Annotated in this window: 17 protein-coding genes; 14 read left to right on the plus strand and 3 right to left on the minus strand. The window is 73.6% G+C overall.

What is annotated here, in order from left to right; translation table 11 throughout:
* Positions 1 to 54 precede the first annotated feature (54 nt).
* Positions 55 to 1,797: an ATPase gene (locus ACFY1S_RS20350; RefSeq protein ID WP_387120142.1), complete on the plus strand. Its 1,743-nt coding sequence runs from the start codon at positions 55 to 57 to the stop codon at positions 1,795 to 1,797.
* 56 nt (positions 1,798 to 1,853) lie between these two features.
* The gene (locus ACFY1S_RS20355; RefSeq protein ID WP_387120145.1) at positions 1,854 to 2,585 is read left to right on the plus strand and encodes a DUF2567 domain-containing protein; all 732 of its coding nucleotides are present in this window, start codon (positions 1,854 to 1,856) and stop codon (positions 2,583 to 2,585) included.
* Here the strand turns inward: ACFY1S_RS20355 and ACFY1S_RS20360 are convergent.
* Positions 2,500 to 3,204 carry an LON peptidase substrate-binding domain-containing protein gene (locus ACFY1S_RS20360; RefSeq protein WP_387120148.1) on the minus strand — a complete coding sequence of 235 codons (705 nt, stop codon included), beginning with the start codon at positions 3,202 to 3,204 and terminating at the stop codon, positions 2,500 to 2,502. The two genes, ACFY1S_RS20355 and ACFY1S_RS20360, sit on opposite strands and share 86 nt — an antisense overlap.
* Before the next feature lie 106 nt (positions 3,205 to 3,310).
* Between ACFY1S_RS20360 and hisD the strand changes: the two genes are divergently transcribed.
* From hisD to hisF, 12 genes are all read left to right on the plus strand, one after another.
* Positions 3,311 to 4,633, plus strand: coding sequence for a histidinol dehydrogenase (hisD, locus tag ACFY1S_RS20365; protein ID WP_387120151.1), 1,323 nt, complete (start codon positions 3,311 to 3,313; stop codon positions 4,631 to 4,633).
* Positions 4,630 to 5,700 (plus strand): histidinol-phosphate transaminase, encoded by a 1,071-nt coding sequence (locus ACFY1S_RS20370; protein WP_387120154.1) that lies wholly within the window; start codon positions 4,630 to 4,632, stop codon positions 5,698 to 5,700. Before hisD ends, ACFY1S_RS20370 begins: the two co-directional genes overlap by 4 nt.
* Positions 5,700 to 6,311, plus strand: a complete 612-nt coding sequence (gene hisB / locus ACFY1S_RS20375; protein WP_357989976.1) for an imidazoleglycerol-phosphate dehydratase HisB — start codon at positions 5,700 to 5,702, stop codon at positions 6,309 to 6,311. Before ACFY1S_RS20370 ends, hisB begins: the two co-directional genes overlap by 1 nt.
* Before the next feature lie 58 nt (positions 6,312 to 6,369).
* The gene (locus tag ACFY1S_RS20380) at positions 6,370 to 6,543 is read left to right on the plus strand and encodes a hypothetical protein (protein ID WP_167517465.1); all 174 of its coding nucleotides are present in this window, start codon (positions 6,370 to 6,372) and stop codon (positions 6,541 to 6,543) included.
* Positions 6,540 to 7,175: an imidazole glycerol phosphate synthase subunit HisH gene (gene hisH / locus ACFY1S_RS20385; RefSeq protein WP_387120159.1), complete on the plus strand. Its 636-nt coding sequence runs from the start codon at positions 6,540 to 6,542 to the stop codon at positions 7,173 to 7,175. Before ACFY1S_RS20380 ends, hisH begins: the two co-directional genes overlap by 4 nt.
* A gap of 39 nt (positions 7,176 to 7,214) precedes the next feature.
* Entirely contained in the window at positions 7,215 to 7,538 is a 324-nt protein-coding gene (locus tag ACFY1S_RS20390; protein ID WP_387120162.1) for a hypothetical protein, read from the plus strand.
* A 14-nt stretch (positions 7,539 to 7,552) separates the two neighbouring features.
* Positions 7,553 to 8,278: a bifunctional 1-(5-phosphoribosyl)-5-((5-phosphoribosylamino)methylideneamino)imidazole-4-carboxamide isomerase/phosphoribosylanthranilate isomerase PriA gene (gene priA, locus ACFY1S_RS20395; RefSeq protein WP_387120165.1), complete on the plus strand. Its 726-nt coding sequence runs from the start codon at positions 7,553 to 7,555 to the stop codon at positions 8,276 to 8,278.
* Complete coding sequence (locus ACFY1S_RS20400) at positions 8,275 to 8,664, plus strand: RidA family protein (RefSeq protein WP_387120168.1); 390 nt, start codon at positions 8,275 to 8,277, stop codon at positions 8,662 to 8,664. Before priA ends, ACFY1S_RS20400 begins: the two co-directional genes overlap by 4 nt.
* A gap of 78 nt (positions 8,665 to 8,742) precedes the next feature.
* Positions 8,743 to 9,189 carry a MarR family transcriptional regulator gene (locus ACFY1S_RS20405; RefSeq protein ID WP_364362619.1) on the plus strand — a complete coding sequence of 149 codons (447 nt, stop codon included), beginning with the start codon at positions 8,743 to 8,745 and terminating at the stop codon, positions 9,187 to 9,189.
* A gap of 5 nt (positions 9,190 to 9,194) precedes the next feature.
* Positions 9,195 to 9,626: an organic hydroperoxide resistance protein gene (locus tag ACFY1S_RS20410; protein WP_364362620.1), complete on the plus strand. Its 432-nt coding sequence runs from the start codon at positions 9,195 to 9,197 to the stop codon at positions 9,624 to 9,626.
* Positions 9,627 to 9,675: 49 nt separating this feature from the next.
* Entirely contained in the window at positions 9,676 to 10,674 is a 999-nt protein-coding gene (locus tag ACFY1S_RS20415; protein WP_387120173.1) for an NADP-dependent oxidoreductase, read from the plus strand.
* A gap of 74 nt (positions 10,675 to 10,748) precedes the next feature.
* The gene (gene hisF, locus ACFY1S_RS20420) at positions 10,749 to 11,507 is read left to right on the plus strand and encodes an imidazole glycerol phosphate synthase subunit HisF (RefSeq protein ID WP_364362622.1); all 759 of its coding nucleotides are present in this window, start codon (positions 10,749 to 10,751) and stop codon (positions 11,505 to 11,507) included.
* A 7-nt stretch (positions 11,508 to 11,514) separates the two neighbouring features.
* On the opposite strand, the gene ACFY1S_RS20425 is transcribed toward hisF, so the two are convergent.
* Both ACFY1S_RS20425 and ACFY1S_RS20430 read right to left on the minus strand, forming a co-directional pair.
* Entirely contained in the window at positions 11,515 to 11,976 is a 462-nt protein-coding gene (locus ACFY1S_RS20425) for a hypothetical protein (protein WP_364362623.1), read from the minus strand.
* Positions 11,977 to 12,078: 102 nt separating this feature from the next.
* On the minus strand, positions 12,079 to 12,729 hold the full coding sequence (locus ACFY1S_RS20430; protein ID WP_387120176.1) for a YitT family protein: 651 nt from the start codon (positions 12,727 to 12,729) through the stop codon (positions 12,079 to 12,081).
* Between the last annotated feature and the right edge of the window lie 36 nt (positions 12,730 to 12,765).

Below are 12,765 nucleotides of genomic sequence, written 5' to 3' on the forward strand. Positions count from 1 at the left end.
TCCTGAGGTGTGGTCCGAATAGTGTTTCCTTCGTAGCCTGTCAGACGGAGATCGATGGTGCTGGGAGGGCGGGCCGTGGAGGGCAGTGAGACCGGCTGGGGCCGGCCGGCCGAACCAGCGCCTCGGTGGCGGGCGTTGCTGGACCGCGCCCGGCTGGGCGGCCGTGCCGCCGAGCAGGCCGAGCCCGACCGGCGGGCCGAGGAGCCAGGACCGGATCCGCTGCCCCGACGCGCGGCTCCCAACGGCTACGCCGGGCGCGCGCCGGCCATCGGGCATCCGGCCGAGCTGTCGTACGGCGCGGAGCCCGCCTACCGGGCCGAGGCGACCTACCGGGTCGACCCCGCGTACCGGGCCGAGCCGGCCTACCGGGCGGAGCCGGACTACCGGGCGGAGCCGGACTACCGGGCGGAGTCGGACTACCGGGCGGAGTCGGACTACCGGGCGGAGCCGGACTACCGGGCGGAGCCGGACTACCGGGCCGAGCCCGCCTACCGCTCGGAGCCGGAGTACCGCTCCGGGCCCACCTACCGGTCGGAGCCGGACTACCGGGCCGAGCCCGCCTACCGGGCTGATCCGGCCTACCGGGCCGAGCCGGACTACCGTTCCGAGCCCACCTACCGGGCCGAGCCCACCTACCGGCCGGAGCCGGACTACCGGCCCGAGCCGACGTACCGGGCCGCACCCGAGCCGCCGGCGCCGCGACCCGAGCCGGTCGAGTCGCGCTACGCGGTGCTGGACAACGGCTACCGCCAGGGTGGGCCGCCTGTCGAGTCGCGCTACGCGTTGCTGGAGACCGGCTACCAGCCGGAGACGGGCTACCCGGTCGCGGCGCCCCCTCCCGTCGCGCCGCCCGCACCGCCGGTGATCCCGCCACCCGCCCCGCCGGTCGCACCGCCACCTACGCCGCCACCCGCGCCGTCGATCGGCTCGGCGGTCGCCGAGCGCGGCTACCCGCCCCGCATCGAGTGGCGGCCGCAGGGCGTCGACCAGGAGGTGGAACGGGCCACCGGGGTGCTCCGCCGGGACCTGGGCACGCCGAGGGTGTTCGCGTTCGCCAACCCCAAGGGCGGGGTGCACAAGACCACCGCCACCGTCCTCGCCGCCGCCACGGTCGGCAGTGTGCGCGGGCGGGGCGTGCTGGCCTGGGACGACAACGAACTGCGCGGCACCCTCGGGCTGCGCGCCGGCAGCGCCCGGCACGCCCGGACCATCCGCCACCTGATCGGCGAGCTGGCCCAGATCGAGATCCTGGAGGGGGCGACCCTGCTGGACCGGCTGGACGACTTCCTCAGGCACGCCTCCGACGGCTCGTACGACGTGCTGGCCGGCGAGGAGAGCCCGCGCTTCGCCCAGCGACTCGACCAGTTCACCGTCCGGCGGGTGCTGGAGCTGCTGCGCCGGACCCACGACGTGGTGTGCGTGGACACCGGCAACAACGTGGAGAGCCCCAACTGGCGCACCGTGATGCAGGCCGCCGACCAGCTGGTGGTGACCACCGTGCCCCGCGAGGACGCGGCGTTCAGCGCCGACTGGATGCTCGACCTGCTGCACGAGGAGGGCATGAGCGAGCTGGCCGACAACGCCATCACCCTCATCTCCTGTCCCACCGCTGGGCGATCCGCCCTCCAGGACGACCTGGAGCGGCACTTCGCCACCCGGACCCGGGGTGTCGCGGTGGTGCCGTACGACCCGGCGCTGGAGACCGGGTCGTCCATCGAGTACCACCAGCTCCAGCCCGAGACCCGGCAGGCGTGGCTGCGCGCGGCGGCGATGATGGTGGAGCCGTTCGCCCGGTGAGCTGGTCTGCCGCCACCGGCGCCCCGGCCCACCGTCGGGCCTGAGAGGATCATCGGGTGAGCCCGGACAACCCCGACCCCGAGCGGCCCGTCGACGAGACCGACCGGCCCGTCGACGAGACCGACCGGCCCGCGCCGCCCGACGAGTCGCGTCGCCAGTCGCGCACGGTGCTGACGGTGCTGGGCTTCGTGCTCGCGATCGCCGTGCTGGGCGCGCCGCTCGGGCTGCTCTGGGCCGCGCTCGCGCCGGACACGCCGGTGCTCAAGACCGCCGAGGGGGCGATCTACGCCGAGCCGCAGCCGGAGCAGCCGATCGCCGCGGACGGCTGGTTCAGCCTGCTCGGTCTCGCCTTCGGGGTGCTCGCGGCCCTCGTCGTGTGGTTCGTGCTGCGTCGCCGACGCGGCCCGGTCGGCCTGCTCGCCGTGGTGCTGGGCACGGTGGCCGCGGCGCCGGTGGCCTGGCAGGTGGGCCGGCGGGTGGGCCTTGCCACCTTCGACCGGCTGCTGGACGCCGCGCCTGACGGTCAGGCGTTCACCAAACCCGCCGACCTGCGCGCCGGTGGCGTCGACTGGCTGCTCGGTGTGCTGCCGGTGCCGCACGGCAACCTGCTGCTGCCGGCGTTCGGCGCCGCGATCACGTACACCCTGCTGGCGGGCTGGTCGCGGTGGCCGTCGCTGCGGCCGGAGCCCGAGCTGGCGTCGCTCAGTTGGGCGTCGGCGGGGACGCCAGCTCCGACAGCGGCACCGGAACCGCCCGCACCTGGCGCAACAGAGCCGCCTCGCGGTTGAGCAACCGCAGCTCGGCGCGGAGCCGGGCCGCGGTGTCGTCGATCGCCAGCAGCCGCTGCCGGTCGTCGACGGTCAGCGCCGCCGTCGCCGCCACCAGGTGCGACAGCACCGTCGGGTCCTCCGGGAGCTGTTCGGAGATCTCCTCCGGGTCGGAGCGGACCAGGCTCAGGTACTGCCGGAACACCGCGATGACCCGGGCGGCCAGCAGATCGGCCACCTCGTCCGCGCCGGCCGGCTCGGGCAGCCACTCGACCTCGGCGGTCAGGAAGGGCGCGGCGCTCTCGTCGACCTCCGCGATGCGGAACCGGCGTCGGCCGACAGTGACGATGTCGAAGCCGCCGTCGGCGAGCTCGGTGACCTGGCGCAGTTCGGCGGTGCACCCCACCTCGTGCAGGGTGACCTCGCCGACACCGGGGACGGGTCGCCCGCCCGGTCCGGCGGGCGCGACCTCCCACCCGGCCTGGATGGCCACCACGCCGAACTCGCGTGGGGCACCCTCGGGCAGGTCGACCAGGTGCCGGACCAGCGCCCGGTAACGCTCCTCGAAGATGTGCAGTGGCAGCACCAACCCGGGAAAGAGCACCGTTGCGAGCGGGAACACCGGCAGCCGTGCGGTCACGTGGTCGAGCCTAACGAATCCCGTCCGGCGGGGCGTGGCCCGGCTCACCGTCCCGGCGGGCGGGCGGCTCGGGTGAGCTGCGGCCGGGCCGCCTAGACTCGCAAGGGTGCTGAATCGGATCGACCTGCGCGACGGTCTCGGAGACCCGCGCCGTCTGCTGCCCCGTGCCCAGCTCGACGTGTCGGTGGCCGTCGAGCGGATCCGCCCGCTGGTGGAGGCGGTCCGGGAGCATGGGTACCCGGCGATCCGGGAGGCCAGCGAACGGTTCGACGGCATCTCGCCGGAGGTGCTGCGGGTGCCCGTGGAGGCGATCACCGAGGCCGAGGGGGTGCTCGACCCGGCGGTGCGTGAGGCGCTGCTGGAGTCGATCAGCCGGGCCCGCAGGGTGCACGCCGACCAGCGGCGTACCGACCACGTCACCCAGGTGGTGCCCGGTGGCACCGTCACCGAGCGGTGGCTGCCGGTCGACCGGGTCGGCCTCTACGTCCCCGGCGGGCTCGCCATGTACCCGTCGACAGTTGTGATGAACGTGGTGCCGGCCCAGGCGGCCGGGGTGCGGTCGCTGGTGGTGGTCAGCCCGCCGCAGAAGGACAACGGTGGCCTGCCCGACCCTCGGGTGCTTGCCGCGTGCGCGCTGCTCGGCGTCGACGAGGTGTACGCCGTCGGCGGCGCCCAGGCGGTGGCGATGCTGGCGTACGGCTCGGCTGTCGACCCGGCGGGTGAGCTGCGGTGCGATCCGGTCGACCTGGTCACCGGCCCCGGCAACATCTGGGTGACCGCGGCGAAGCGGCTACTGCGCGGTGTGGTCGGCATCGACGCCGAGGCCGGCCCGACCGAGATCGCCATCCTGGCCGACGACACCGCCGACCCGGCGCACGTCGCCGCCGACCTGATCAGCCAGGCCGAGCACGATCCGCTGGCCGCGAGCGTGCTCGTCACCCCGTCGCCGGCGCTCGTCGAGGCGGTCGAGCGGGAGCTGGCCCGGCAGGTGCCGGCGACCAAGCACGCCGAGCGGGTGAGCACCGCGCTGACCGGTGAGCAGAGCGGCGTGGTCCTGGTGGACGACCTGGAGGCTGGGCTGCGGGTGGTCGACGCGTACGCGGCCGAGCACCTGGAGATCCAGACGGCCGACGCGCGGGAGTGGGCGCTGCGGGTACGCAACGCCGGGGCGATCTTCGTGGGCGCCTGGTCGCCGGTGTCGCTCGGCGACTACTGCGCCGGCTCCAACCACGTGCTGCCCACCGGCGGGTGCGCCCGGCACTCGTCCGGGCTGTCCGTGCAGTCCTTCCTGCGCGGTGTGCACCTGATCGAGTACACCGAGGCCGCGCTGCGTGACGTGGCCCCGCACGTGGTCACCCTGGCGAACGTGGAGGACCTGCCGGCGCACGGCCAGGCCGTCCAGGCCCGCTTCCCGGGAGGATCGGCGTGACGGGGCTGGAGGATCTGCCGATCCGCGACGACCTGCGCGGGCTGACGCCGTACGGGGCGCCGCAGCTGGACGTGCCGGTGCGGCTCAACACCAACGAGAACTCGTACCAGCTGCCAGAGCCGGTGGTCGAGGCGATCGGCAAGGCGCTCGCGGCCGAGCTGCGCGACCTGAACCGCTACCCGGACCGGGACGCGGTGGCGCTGCGCGCCGACCTGGCCGGCTACCTGGGGCACGGGCTCACCGTCGAGCAGGTGTGGGCGGCCAACGGCTCCAACGAGATCCAGCAGCAGCTGCTCCAGGCGTTCGGCGGCCCGGGGCGCAGCGCGTTGGGCTTCGTTCCGGCGTACTCGATGCACCCGCTGCTGGCGCTCGGCACCGGCACCCGGTGGGTGCCGGCGCGGCGCGGCGTCGACTTCGGGCTGACCGCCGACGAGGCGGTCGCCCAGGTCCGCGAGCACCGGCCCGACGTGGTGTTCCTCTGTTCGCCGAACAACCCCACGGGCACCGCACTGGACCCGTCGGTGGTCGCCGCCGTGCTCGACGCGGCGCCCGGCATGGTGGTGGTCGACGAGGCGTACGCCGAGTTCGCCCGACCCGGCACGGTCAGCGCCCTCGCGGTGCTGCCCGGTCACCCGCGGCTGGTGGTCACCCGGACGATGAGCAAGGCGTTCGGCTTCGCCGGCGGCCGGCTGGGTTACCTGGCCGCCGACGCGGCGGTGGTGCGGGCGGTGCAGCTGGTCCGGTTGCCGTACCACCTGTCGGCGCTGACCCAGGCCGCCGCGCGCGCGGCACTCGCGCACCGCGACGCCCTGCTCGGTACGGTGAGCGCGATCATGGGGGAGCGGGACCGGATCGTGGCGACGCTGCGCGGGCGCGGTCTGCGGGTGGCCGACAGCGACGCCAACTTCGTGCTCTTCGAGACCGGTGGCGACCAGGCCACCGCCTGGCGTGCCCTGCTGGACCGGGGTGTGCTGGTCCGTGACGTCGGTCTGCCCGGCTGGCTGCGGGTGACCGCCGGCACCCCCGCCGAGACCGACGCCTTCCTTTCTGCGATGGAGACTGTGTGATGAGCCGGACCGCCCGGGTGGAGCGGATCACCAAGGAGACCAAGGTCCTCGTCGAGATCGACCTCGACGGCACCGGCGCCGCCGAGATCAGCACCGGCGTGGGCTTCTACGACCACATGCTCAACCAGATCGCCAGGCACGGCGGCTTCGACCTGACCGTGCGCACCGTTGGTGACCTGGAGATCGACGCGCACCACACGATGGAGGACACCGCGCTGGCCCTGGGCGCCGCGTTCGACCAGGCGCTCGGCGACAAGGCCGGCATCCGACGGTACGGTTCGGCGACAGTCCCGATGGACGAGGTGCTGGTGCGGGCCGCGGTCGACCTGTCCGGCCGGCCGTACGTGGTGCACGACGAGCCGCTGCTGGCGCCGTACATCGGGCCGGTGTACGCGACGAGCATGACCCGGCACATCTGGGAGTCGTTCGGTCAGGCGGCACGGGTCACGTTGCACGTCGACGTGCTGCGGGCGGCCCGCCCGGGTGGTCACCCGGACGCGCACCACGTGGTGGAGGCGCAGTTCAAGGCGGTCTCCCGGGCGTTGCGCGAGGCCACCGCGATCGACCCGCGTGCGGCGGGCGCGATCCCCAGCACGAAGGGTGCGCTCTGATGAGCGCGAGGAGTGCAGCGGAGCGGAGCCCCGCAGTCGCGAATGGAAGGTGGCTCTGATGGGTGCCGCGTTGCCGACTCTGTTGCTGATCCTGGCCGGGGTGCTGGTGGGCGGCACCTGGTCGCTGCACCGGCAGGGCGCGCCGAGGGGCGCGGTGGTGGTCACCGGGCTGCTGGCGGTCCTCGCCACGGCCGCCGGGGTGCTGCGTCTGATTCCGGGGTCGGGCTCGTGAGCGCCGACGTGGTGGTGCTCGACTACGGTTCGGGCAATCTGCGGTCGGCGGAGCGGGCGTTGGCCGCCGCCGGTGCAAACGTGCGGGTGACCGACGACCTGGCCGCCGCTGCCGCCGCCGACGGGCTGGTGGTGCCGGGGGTTGGTGCGTACGCCGCGTGCATGGCGGGGATCGAGGCGCTCGGGGCGGGCCCGGTGATCGCCGAGCGGGTGGCCGCCGGCCGGCCGGTGCTGGGCATCTGTGTGGGGATGCAGGTGCTGTTCGAGCACGGTGACGAGCACGGTGTGGTGACCAAGGGGCTCGGGCTGCTGCCGGGCGGGGTGACCCGGTTGGCCGCGACCCGGTTGCCGCACATGGGATGGAACACGGTGCGGGCGCCCCGGGAGTCGGTGCTCTTCGCCGGTCTGGGGCCGCAGAGCCGGTTCTACTTCGTCCACTCGTACGCGATGGGTGACCCGGCGGCGTTGTCCGCGGCCGGCGCGTTGGTGACCACTGCCCACCACGACACGGATTTCGTGGCGGCGGTGGAGCGCGGTGCGTTGTCGGCGGCCCAGTTCCATCCGGAGAAGTCCGCTGACACCGGTGCCGCGCTGCTGCGCAACTGGCTCGCCACGCTGTCCACCGGTGGCTGAGGGGCGTCGGCGCCCGCTGCCCGTCGGGTGGGGCGCGCGGTGAGTCGGGAGCGGGCCCGCCGCCGGGCGGAGCGTGAGGCGGAGCAGGCGCGTGAGCGGGCGGTGCGGCAGCGCCGGGTGGCTCGCCGGCAGCGCCGTCGGGCGGTGGTCCGCCGGTTGACGCCGCAGCTGCGCCGGGGCCGCTCGGGTCGGCTGGCCCGGCACTCCCGGGGTGAGCGGGCCGCGATCGTCCTGCTCACCGGGGCGGCGCTGATCCTGATCTGGGCGTTCGTCGACGATCTGGCGCTGCGCGTCGCGCTGATCGTGTTGTTGCTGCTCGTACTGCCGGCGATCGTCGTGATCGCTCTGGACCGTCGTACCTGATCGAGGAGAAGACGTTGAGTCTCACCCTGTTACCCGCCGTGGATGTCGCCGACGGCCGGGCCGTCCGGCTCGTGCAGGGCGCTGTCGGTAGCGAGAGCATCTACGGCGACCCGTTGGACGCCGCGTTGGCCTGGCAGCAGGACGGCGCGGAGTGGATCCACCTGGTCGACCTGGACGCGGCGTTCGGCCGGGGCACGAACGCGCACCTGCTCGCCGAGGTGGTGCGCCAGTTGGACGTGAAGGTGGAGTTGTCCGGCGGTATCCGTGACGACGAGTCGCTGCGGGCGGCGCTGGGCACCGGGGCGACCCGGGTCAACATCGGTACCGCCGCCCTGGAGGACCCGGTGTGGTGTGACCGGGTGGTGGGGGAGTACGGCGACCGGGTGGCCATCGGGCTGGACGTGCGCGGTCGTACCCTGTCGGCGCGCGGGTGGACCCGCGACGGCGGTGACCTGTACGAGGTGCTGGAGCGGCTGGACAAGGCGGGCGCGAGCCGGTACGTGGTCACGGACATCACCAAGGACGGCACGATGCGCGGGCCGAACCTGGACCTGTTGCGGGAGGTGTGCGCCCGGACCGACCGGCCGGTGATCGCCTCCGGTGGTGTGTCCACGTTGGACGACCTTCGGGCGCTGGCCGCGCTGGAGTCGCTCGGTGTGGAGGGTGTGATCGCCGGCAAGGCGCTGTACGCGGGCGCCTTCACGGTGGCCGAGGCGCTGCGGACGCTGGCCGAGGCGTGACCGTCACCCGGCTGGGCTCGGGCGGCCCGTGGGAGCAGCGGTACGGCTACTCACGCGTCGTCCGGGCCGGTGACCTGGCGTGGACGGCGGGCTGCACGTCCACTGTGGATGGCCGGGTGACGCACGTGGGTGATCCGGCGGCGCAGACCGCGCAGGCGCTGCGGATCGGTTTGGCGGCGCTGGCCGAGGTGGGTGCGGAGCCGGGGGACGTGGTCCGGACCCGGATGTACGTGACGGACCGGTTGTACGCCGACGAGGTAGGCCAGGCGCACAACGCGGTCTTCGGGGCGGTGCGGCCGGCGGCGACGCTTGTGGTGGTGGCCGCCCTGCTGGATCGGGAGCACCTGGTCGAGGTGGAGCTGGAGGCGTACCTCGGCGATCGCTGAGGGCGCGGCCCGGCGGCGTCGGGTCGCCTCGCGGCCAGATAGGTTGTGCACAACTTAGTTGTGGGCTACGGTTCAACGGTGACCGATGATCTGGTGCTGCGCCGGCAGGTGTGCTTCGCGCTCTACGCCGCGTCGCGCGCCCTGACCGACGTGTACCGGCCGATCCTCGACGAGTTCGGGCTGACCTACCCGCAGTACCTGGTGCTGCTGGTGCTCTGGGAGCGTCCCGACGACGCCCCCACGGTCTCCGAGCTCGGCACCGAGCTGCGACTGGACTCCGGCACGCTCTCCCCGCTGCTCAAGCGGCTGGAGGGGGCGGGCCTGGTCATCCGACGGCGGTCCGCCCGCGACGAGCGGCGGGTCGAGGTCGGCCTCACCGAGCAGGGCCGTGCGCTGCGCGAGCGGCTCTGCGACGTCCCGTTGCGGATCGCGCAGTCCACAGGGCTCGGCCTCGGCGAGCTCGTCGCGCTGCGCGACACCCTCACCCGGGTCACCGACACCATCCATCGACAGAAGGAGCAGTGACTCTCATGCAGGTTCTCTACACCGCGTCCGCGACCGCCACCGGCGACGGCCGGGACGGCCACGTCGAGACCTCCGACGGCACCGTCACGCTCGACCTGGCCGTGCCGAAGGAGATGGGTGGCGCCGGTGGTGCCGCCAACCCCGAACAGCTCTTCGCCGCCGGCTACGCGGCATGCTTCCACAGCGCGCTGCGTGTGGTGGCCCGCCGGGCCAAGGCCGACGTCGCCAACTCCGTCGTCGGCGCCGAGGTGGGCATCGGCCCGAACGGCAGCGGCGGGTTCGGGCTCACCGTGCAGCTCGTCGTCGACCTGCCCGCCGTGCCCCGCGAGACCGCCGAGCAGATCGTCGAGCAGGCCCACCAGGTGTGCCCGTACTCCAACGCCACCCGCGGCAACATCGACGTCACCCTCACCGTTCGCGAGACCCTGGCCGCGTGACGTCGCGGACCCAGACCGCCACCCCCCGGACGGAAGGACGACCACCCCCGTGACCAGCAACCGTGAGATCCACCTGGCCCGCCGGCCCGCCGGCTGGCCCACCGAGGAGAACTTCCGGCTCGTCGAGACCGAGGTGCCGACACCCGGTCCGGGCCAGATCGTGGTCCGCAACCAGTTCATGTCCGTCGACCCGTATATGCGGGGGAGGATGAACGCCGTCAAGTCGTACGTGGCGCCGTTCGAGCTGGACGCGCCGCTGGACGGGGCGGCGGTCGGCGAGGTGGTGGCCAGCGAGGCGGCGGACGTCCACGTCGGCGACACGGTCCTGCACGGGCTGGGCTGGCGGGAGTACGCGCTTCTCGACGCCTCCGCCGCCCGTACGGTCGACGCCGGCCTGGCCCCGGTCAGCGCGTACCTGGGCGTGCTCGGGATGCCCGGGCTGACCGCGTACGCCGGTCTGCTCGAGGTGGCGGCCATGAAGCCCGGCGAGACGGTCTTCGTCTCCGCCGCCGCCGGCTCGGTGGGCAGCCTCGTCGGGCAGATCGCCAAGCTCAAGGGCGCCGGCCGCGTCATCGGCAGCGCCGGGTCGCCGGCCAAGGTCGAGCGGCTGCGGGCGCTGGGCTTCGACGCCGCCTTCGACTACCACGACCGGCCGGTCCGCGAGTCGCTGCGCGAGGCGGCCCCGGACGGTGTCGACGTCTACTTCGACAACGTCGGCGGCGATCACCTGGAGGCGGCGATCTCGGCGATGAACCTGCACGGCCGGGCCGCCATCTGCGGCATGATCGCGCAGTACAACGCCATCGAGCCGCCGGCCGCGCCGCGCAACCTCGCGATGGTCATCGGCAAGCGGCTCACCCTGCGCGGCTTCCTGGTCAACGACCACGGCGACGTCCGTCAGGCGTTCCTGCGCGACGTGGCCGGCTGGCTGCGCGACGACACGCTCAGGTACGACGAGACGATCGTGGACGGCATCGAGAACGCCCCGTCGGCATTCCTCGGGCTGCTGCGCGGCGAGAACCTGGGCAAGATGCTCGTCCGGGTGTGACACCCACCTCGTTACCGGCGGCCGGCCCGATCGGGTCGGCCGCCGTGCCACGTACGGGGGATAGGCTCACGGGCATGACGGTGGCGGTGCGCGTTATCCCCTGCCTGGACGTGGACGCCGGGCGGGTCGTCAAGGGCGTCAACTTCCTCGACCTGCGCGACGCCGGTGATCCGGTGGAGCTGGCGGCGGCGTACGACCGCGCCGGCGCCGACGAGCTGACCTTCCTCGACGTCACCGCGTCCTCCAGTGACCGGGGCACCATGCTCGACGTGGTGCGCCGCACCGCCGAGTCGGTGTTCATCCCGCTGACCGTCGGCGGTGGGGTCCGGCAGGTCGCCGACGTGGACACCCTGCTGCGCGCGGGCGCCGACAAGGTCGGCGTGAACACCGCCGCCATCGCCCGGCCCGAGCTGATCGCCGAGATCGCCGACCGGTTCGGGCGGCAGGTGCTGGTGCTCTCCCTCGACGTACGCCGGGCCGCCACCGCCAGCGGTTTCGAGGTCACCACGCACGGCGGCCGGCGCGGCACCGGCATCGACGCGGTCGACTGGGCGCGGCGCGGTGCCGAGCTGGGCGCGGGGGAGATCCTGCTCAACTCGATGGACGCCGACGGCACCAAGGCGGGCTTCGACCTGGAACTGATCGCCGCCGTGCGGGCCGTGGTGGACGTGCCGGTGGTGGCCAGCGGCGGCGCGGGCGAGGTGGCCCACTTCCCGCCGGCGATCGGCGCCGGCGCGGACGCGGTGCTCGCCGCCAGCGTCTTCCACTTCGGCGAGCTGACAGTGGCCGAGGTCAAGGACGCGCTGCGCCGTGGTGGTCACCCGGTGCGCTGAAGCCCGGTCAGTGCCCGCCGGAGTGCCCCTCGGGGGAGCGCCGGGGCGTCGGGATCGAACGGACCACGTACTCCTGGACGGCCGCCGCGTGGTCGGCCTCCTCCAGGATCCAGTCGGCGCTGCCCGGTGCGTGCCGTCGGCTCAGGGCGCCCTGCACGGTGTCCACCATCGTGGCGACCCCGGTGCGGGGGCGGTTGCGCCAGAGCTGCTCACCCTCGCCGGTGATCCGGAACCAGCCGTCGGACACGCTCACCAGACCGGCGCCGACGAGACGCCGGACGGCGACCTCCACCTCGTGCCGCTGCGGGATCGCGTGGTTGAGATGGTCGGCGGTGGAGAGCACATCGGTGAGGCGGACACCCTCCGGCCTGCGGCTGGTCGCCGATCGGCGGTGCCGACCGGCGCCGCTCGCGATGACCAGCGACACGAAGATCCAGGCGTCCGTCCAGCGCCAACCGTTCTCCCCCATGCAGAAATGATGACGGCGCGCGTCCCGGAAGGGAACACCCACCCGCCATCCGGCCCCTCGTCACCACCACGGCGTGCCGGTCCGGGGACGGTAGGTGAACCCTCAGCCGACGGGAGCGGCCTCCGGCTCCGGGGTTGTGCTCTTCGTCATGGGCACGGCGAACACCGGGATGAACAGGTGCGCCAGTGGGCCGATGGCAAGCGCGTACGCGACGGTGCCCACGCCCACCTTGCCGCCGAGCAGCCAGCCCAGCGCGAGCACGGTGACCTCGATGACCGTACGTACCAGCCGGACCGACCAGCCGGGCCGGCGGGCCACGAGGCCGGTCATCAGGCCGTCGCGGGGGCCGGGACCGAGCTGTGCGCCGAGGTAGAGGCCGGTGGCGGCGCCGTTGGCGACGATCCCGGTGACCAGCAGCGCGATGCGCACGCCGAGCGGGCCGCCAGTCGGAAGCAGGGCCAGCGTGGCGTCCACCACCAGGCCGATGACGACCACGTTGCTGACCGTGCCGAGCCCGGGGCGTTGCCGCAGCGGGATCCAGAGCAGCAGCACGAGCGCACCGACGGCGATGGTGACGGTGCCGAAGGAGAGCCCGGTCCGTTCGGCCAGGCCCTGGTGGAAGACGTCCCACGGGTCGAGGCCCAGATCGGAGCGGACCATCAGGGCCATGCTGACGCCGTAGAGGACCAGCCCGACGTAGAGCTGGCCCAGCCGCCGCGCGGGCCGGTACCGCAGATTGCCAATCAGTGCCATGCATGCCACCCTAGGTGCCAATCCTCCCTATGAAAG

Origin of the sequence: Micromonospora sp. NPDC000663 (assembly GCF_042898105.1) — a bacterium.
Taxonomy (GTDB): domain Bacteria; phylum Actinomycetota; class Actinomycetes; order Mycobacteriales; family Micromonosporaceae; genus Micromonospora.